Here is a 5,344-nt window from a genome sequence, read left to right as displayed (position 1 = left end):
TCGGCGTGTTCGTGTCCCCGTGTGGGGTTGGAGCTGTTGCCGCTGCTGTGCGTTCAAGTGATGCGGTGGGGCATCGGACCGTCCGGGCCGGACCACGGTCATGATCCGCCTGGCCCGGGCGCGGGGACTCACTCCCGTTCAGTCCGTCTGAACGGTGTGATAGTGAACTCCCTATCTGTGTAAGCGCTTTCTCCCCACAAGGAGCCGCCTCATGACGACCACTCGCAGAGCTTTCGGAACCCTGGCCGCTGGTGCCGCGCTCACCGCGCTCGCCCCGGCCGCGCGCGCCGGTGCCGCCACGTGCGGACGCCTCCTCGCTCGCGACGACTTCCGCCACGGTCTCGGCCAGTGGGCCGTCGAACTCCAGGACGGCGGCAGCGTCACAGCGGCCCGAGGTGTCCTGGAGGTCGACGTACCCAGTGGCGCGACCATCTGGCTCAAACGCAGGCTGCGAGGTCCGTACGTCATCGAGTACACGGCGACACCGGTCTCGGCGGGCGGGGTGAACGACCGGGTCTCCGACCTGAACAACTTCTGGAACGCCGTCGACGTACGCTCCCCTGACGACCTCTTCGCCACTCCTCGCAGCGGCGCCCTCGCGGAGTACGACTACCTCAAGACGTACTACGTCGGCTACGGCGCCAACACCAACACCACGACCCGGCTGCGCCGTTACGTCGGCGAGGCCGGCGTGCGCCCCTTGATCTACGATTACGCGGAGCCGCTCCTGGTCCCGAACGAACGGCATCGGGTGCGGATAGTCTCGGCCGGATCCACGGTTCGCTGGTGGAACAACGGGCGGCTCGTCTTCGACTACAGCGACCCGGACCCGTACACGAGTGGGCACTTCGCCTTCCGCACGACGTGGAGCCACTTCCGGATCACCGACTTCAGCGTCCGTGAGCTGCGTCTCCCCGTTATTCCGGGTTGACCAACACTTGACGAGTGGCTTATCTCACCGCGCGTCAACCCCTTCCTACGGTCGCGTAGCTCACATCGGAAGGTGAATCATGGGCCGATGTGGCAGACGATTCGAAGAATGACAGCAGAGCGGTGATCGGGTCGTACGTGGCGGTGGGGGACAGCTTCACCGAGGGCGTCGGCGACCCCGGCCCCGACGGGGCGTTCGTCGGCTGGGCGGACCGCTTCGCGGTTCTGCTCGCCGACCGGCGTCCCGAAGGGGACTTCGACTACACCAACCTCGCGGTACGGGGGAGGCTGCTCGACCAGATCGTGGCCGAACAGCTTCCCCTCGCCAGGGAGCAGGCGCCGGACCTGGTCTCCTTCTGCGCGGGCGGCAATGACATCATCCGGCCCGGCAGCGACCCGGACGAGGTCGCCGAGCGATTCGAGCGAGCGGTGATCGGCCTCACCTCGGAGGTCGGAACCGTCATGGTGACGACCGGGTTCGACACCCGCAACGTCCCCGTCCTGAAGCACATGCGCGGCAAGATCGCCACGTACAACGGACACCTCCGGGCCATCGCCGACCGGTACAACTGCCCGGTGCTCGACCTGTGGTCCCTGAAGACCATTCAGGACCGCAGGGCCTGGGACGGCGACCGGCTCCACCTGTCGGCGGAGGGCCACACGCGCGTGGCGCTGCGCGCGGGGCAGGTACTCGGCCTCGAGATCCCGGCCGACCCGGACCAGCCCTGGCCGCTGCTGCCTCCCCGGGGCACCTTTGAGATCCGCCGCGACGACGTCCACTGGGCCCGTGAGTACCTGGTCCCGTGGATCGGGCGGCGGCTGAGGGGAGAGTCGTCGGGGGACGCCGTGACGGCGAAGGGGCATCTGTCGCCCGACGACATCAAGAGCCGCATCGACTGGGTCGCGTGAGCCGGGAGCGAGGCTTGAGCGCCCTTCAGCGCCGGACGGGTCATTTCAGCCCGTCCGGCGCTTGAGGACGAAGCCGTCCAGGCCGAAGCGGGGGTCTGGGGGCGCAGCCCCCGGTCGACGATCAGGTCACTCACCTGGGCCCGGTCAACGCCGTACGCTCAAGCCCCAGTTCCCCGGCCAGCGCAGCGTCCACCCACTGCTCGGCCCGCGTCCGTGACACCCCGTCGTACGCCGTCATCTGGACGGCCAGCCCGTCCAGCAGCGCCGTCAGCCGCAGTGCCGTGCCGCTGGGGTCGGGGCACTCGAACTCGCCCGCGGCCACCCCCTCCGCGATGACCTCGGTGATCGCGGCCTTCCATCGCCGGTCCAGGTCGCCCGCGACCTCCCGCAGCGCCGGGTCGCGCAGGGACACCGCCCAGCCCTCGATCCACAGCCGCCAGCCCTTGGCCTGACCGGTCGGCGCGTACCAGCGCACAGCCGACCGCAGCCGGCGCAGCGCCGGGGAACGGCGTCCGAGAAGCTTGCCCAGGTGGGTGAGATCGGCCTCCGCCGCGTACCGGAAGGCGGCGGCGACCAGCTTCTCCTTCGTCGAGAAGTGGTACAGCACCAGTGCGTTGCTCACCCCGAGGACGGCGGCCACGTCGGCGATCCGGACCGCCGCCACACCCCGCGCCTCGATCTGCTCGATGGCGGCCCGCAGCAAGTCCTCGCGCCGCTCCGCCACGCTCAACCGCACCCTTGCCACGCGGCCACACTAATCCGTCACCTGACACGATGTCGGACCAGCCCCGTCGATGTCCGTGAATCCCCGCCGATACGGCCGGTTGTCGGCGAAGACACCCGGAGCCGGGCATCGTCAGCGGTACCACCCGAACCGCTCCGCGATCACCGGCAGCCGGTCCTCGACGATGGCGTGCGCCGCCGCCCGCGGAGTCGTCCCGTCGGCCCCCGCGCGCGCGAGCACCTCCTCGATGAGGGCGCGCATCGAGCGCCGGGTGTGCGTGAACGCCTCCTCCGGGTCCGCGCCGATGTCCCCGAACAGCGTCCACCACCACCATGCGTTCGTCCCCGAGTTGACGACCACGTCCGGCAGTACGACGACGCCGCGCGCGGCGAGCAGCTCCTCGGCCTCCGGCAGCACGGGCATGTTGGCGGCCTCGACGATCCAACGCGCGGTGATCCCCCGCTGGTTCCCGGCGTCGACCGCGTACGAGACCGCCGCCGGCACCAGCACCTCCGCCTCCGTGGACAGCCAGGCCTCACCCGGCAGTTCACGGTCTCCGGGCCGCAGCACCACGCGGTCCACGGTGCCGTACGCGTCCCTGGCGGCGAGCAGTGCTTCGACGTCGAGGCCGGCCGGGTTGCCGATCGTGCCCTTGACGTCGGCGACGGCCACCACCGTGAGCCCCGCGCGCGTGAGGAAGCGTGCCGTGGCCCCGCCCATCGTGCCGAGCCCCTGTACGGCGACCCGTGTCCCGGCGTACGGCACCTGGGCCCGGTCGAGTGCCGCGAGCACCGACTCGGCGACCCCGCAGCCGCCGACCAGCTCGTCCAGGCCGATGCCGTCCACCTCGACCGTGAACGCCTCCGCGAGCCGCCGCCGGGCCGCGGTCTCGTCGTCCAGCAGCGGATAGACCGCCTGGATCGTCGACACGAGCCCCGCCTCGGCCGCCGCCCGGTCGACGAGATCCTGGGTGAGGCCCAGGTCCTCGCCCGTGGTCCAGACGCTCTCTACGTACGGCCGCATCGCGCGCAGGTACCGCACCAGCAGGTCGTACGCCGCCGGGTCCCGGGGGTCGCAGTCGACGCCCCCCTTGGCACCGCCCAGGGGGATGTAACGGCCCTCGGGGTCGTAGTGCAGGGCCTCCTTCATGGTCATGCCGCGGGCCAGTCCGGCGACCTCGTCCAGGGTGCAGCCCTCGCGCATCCGCAGCCCGCCGCTGGACACGCCCCGCACCAGCCTGTCCACGACGAGGAAGCCCTGGCGGCCGGTGAGGTGATCCGTCCAGGTGAGGGAGAGCAGGGGAGCGCTCCGAGAGGTTGCCATGAGGTCAATATACTGACTCGCTGTTCAGTTGTGGGCGGCCCGCGGTCCACCCCGCCCCGGCTACCACGCGTGTCCCTCCGGCCGCGTTCCGTCGTTCCCGGCGTCGATTCGCCGTTCAGGACGCCGGTCCTGGTCCGGAGAGACCCGGCCGACACATGCTCGACGCCGGAGTGTCGTGGCGAGCGACCATAATGGAATGCCTGACCGACTTTTCCTGGAGGTACCGTGACCGGATTCCCCTCTCCGAGCTCCAGGCTGCGCGCACTGCGGCCCGAGGCCTTCGGTGCGGACGCGAGTGGGGAGCGCCTCGCCCGGATCCACAGATCGCCGCACTTCGCGGACGGTGTCTTCCAGAATCCGCCGGGCACCCCCCGGCCCGACGGCGCCATGCTCGAGTTCGCCAAGTCCTCCCTGCGCAAGGAGGACCGGGTCCGCCGCGCTCCGGCCGGCACCGTGCCGGTGCACGCGACGACGCTCGCCGACCTCGCCAAGCCTCCGGTCAGCGGTCTCCGGCTGACCTGGATGGGCCACTCCAGCGTGCTCACGGAGATCGACGGACACCGCGTGCTCTTCGACCCCGTCTGGGGCGAGCGCTGTTCGCCGTTCGCCTTCGCCGGTCCCAAGCGGCTGCACCCCGTCCCCGTGCCGCTGGCCGCGCTCGGCCCGGTCGACGTCGTCGTCATCTCGCACGACCACTACGACCACCTGGACATGCCCACGATCAAGGCGCTGGCCGGTACGGACACCCTGTTCGCGGTGCCGCTCGGGGTCGGCGCCCATCTGGAGCGCTGGGGCGTGTCGGCCGACCGGTTGCGCGAGCTGGACTGGCAGGAGTCGACGAAGGTCGGCGGCCTCACCCTGACCGCGACCCCGGCCCGCCACTTCTGCGGCCGAGGCCTGCGCAACACGCAGCACACCCTGTGGGCCTCCTGGGTCGTCGCCGGTGAGGAGCACCGCGTCTACCACAGCGGCGACACCGGGTACTTCGAGGGTTTCCGGGACATCGGTGCCGACCACGGCCCGTTCGACGCCACGATGATCCAGATCGGGGCCTACAGCGAGTTCTGGCCCGACATCCACATGACCCCCGAGGAGGGCATGCGCGCCCACCTCGATCTCCAGGGCGGGCCAGGCGGCGGTCTGATGCTGCCGATCCACTGGGGGACCTTCAACCTCGCGGCGCACGCGTGGTCGGACCCGGGCGAGGGCACGATCGCGGCGGCCCGGGAGGCGAACGCGCGGATCGCGCTGCCGCACCCCGGCGAGCCCTTCGAACCCGCCGCCGAGGTCGTCCCCTCGGCGCCCTGGTGGCGGGGCGTGGCGGTGATTCCGGCGGGCGGCTGGCCGGCGGTCGACGCGAGCGGGGCGACCGATGGCCCTCAGTCGGCGGATGTCACTCGTACGGCTGATGTGGACGAGGTCCGGATCGACACGCCCGGTGAAATCCAGGGGGGTACT

5 protein-coding genes are annotated in these 5,344 nt (G+C 70.9%); 3 read left to right on the top strand and 2 right to left on the bottom strand.

Annotated elements, in window-relative coordinates:
* Positions 1 to 211 precede the first annotated feature (211 nt).
* Together STRTUCAR8_RS08545 and STRTUCAR8_RS08540 are read left to right on the top strand one after the other, a co-directional pair.
* Positions 212 to 931: a DUF6250 domain-containing protein gene (locus STRTUCAR8_RS08545; protein ID WP_006375152.1), complete on the top strand. Its 720-nt coding sequence runs from the start codon at positions 212 to 214 to the stop codon at positions 929 to 931.
* A gap of 122 nt (positions 932 to 1,053) precedes the next feature.
* On the top strand, positions 1,054 to 1,839 hold the full coding sequence (locus STRTUCAR8_RS08540) for an SGNH/GDSL hydrolase family protein (RefSeq protein WP_006375153.1): 786 nt from the start codon (positions 1,054 to 1,056) through the stop codon (positions 1,837 to 1,839).
* 130 nt (positions 1,840 to 1,969) lie between these two features.
* Here the strand turns inward: STRTUCAR8_RS08540 and STRTUCAR8_RS08535 are convergent, their stop codons facing one another.
* Positions 1,970 to 2,584 carry a TetR/AcrR family transcriptional regulator gene (locus tag STRTUCAR8_RS08535; RefSeq protein ID WP_006375149.1) on the bottom strand — a complete coding sequence of 205 codons (615 nt, stop codon included), beginning with the start codon at positions 2,582 to 2,584 and terminating at the stop codon, positions 1,970 to 1,972.
* A 111-nt stretch (positions 2,585 to 2,695) separates the two neighbouring features.
* A complete protein-coding gene (locus STRTUCAR8_RS08530; protein WP_006375154.1) occupies positions 2,696 to 3,886 on the bottom strand; it encodes a Glu/Leu/Phe/Val dehydrogenase dimerization domain-containing protein in 1,191 nt (396 codons plus the stop codon).
* Between the two features lie 225 nt (positions 3,887 to 4,111).
* Here STRTUCAR8_RS08530 and STRTUCAR8_RS08525 point away from each other — a divergent pair.
* A partial coding sequence (locus STRTUCAR8_RS08525) for an MBL fold metallo-hydrolase (protein WP_006375151.1) occupies positions 4,112 to 5,344 on the top strand: 1,233 nt, incomplete at its 3' end.

It is taken from the genome of Streptomyces turgidiscabies Car8, from assembly GCF_000331005.1.
Classification (GTDB): Bacteria; Actinomycetota; Actinomycetes; order Streptomycetales; family Streptomycetaceae; genus Streptomyces; species Streptomyces turgidiscabies.
The sequence above is the reverse complement of the archived record's forward strand: the minus strand, read 5'-3'. Positions and strand labels throughout refer to the sequence as shown.

Excerpts from the sequence above, each read along its gene's own strand:
- STRTUCAR8_RS08545 (WP_006375152.1), top strand. The coding sequence starts at position 212 with ATGACGACCACTCGCAGAGCTTTCGGAACCCTGGCCGCTGGTGCCGCG.
- STRTUCAR8_RS08530 (WP_006375154.1), bottom strand. The coding sequence starts at position 3,886 with ATGGCAACCTCTCGGAGCGCTCCCCTGCTCTCCCTCACCTGGACGGAT.